Annotated in this window: 1 protein-coding gene; it reads right to left on the minus strand. The window is 40.5% G+C overall.

Going from position 1 to position 309, the window contains the following annotated elements:
- Positions 1-309 (minus strand): Spy0128 family protein (locus HMPREF2766_RS09410; protein WP_315940708.1); only part of this gene is annotated, 309 nt, incomplete at both ends.

Below are 309 nucleotides of genomic sequence, written 5' to 3' on the forward strand. Positions count from 1 at the left end.
AACAAGTTGGCCTGCACCGTTATCTGTAACGTTTACTGTTACATTGTGAGTAGATTTATCGTATGTCACACCTGCTTCGCTACCTGCTTTTTCAGAGATAGTGTAAGTGTGCTCTCCAGCTTCTTTGTACTCGATACCTTCGAAAGCAACAGTACCGTCTGCAGCATTTTTAGCTGTTCCGATTACTTTGTCACCTTCTTTAAGTTCAAACTCATATTTACCAGCTTCAAGGGCTTTACCTTCTAAGACTTTCTTAGCGGTAATATTTACAGTTGTTGAAGCTGCTTTATAAGTGTTGGTGAAGGTTGG

It is taken from the genome of Streptococcus sp. HMSC076C08, assembly GCF_001810825.1.
Taxonomy (GTDB): Bacteria; Bacillota; Bacilli; order Lactobacillales; family Streptococcaceae; genus Streptococcus.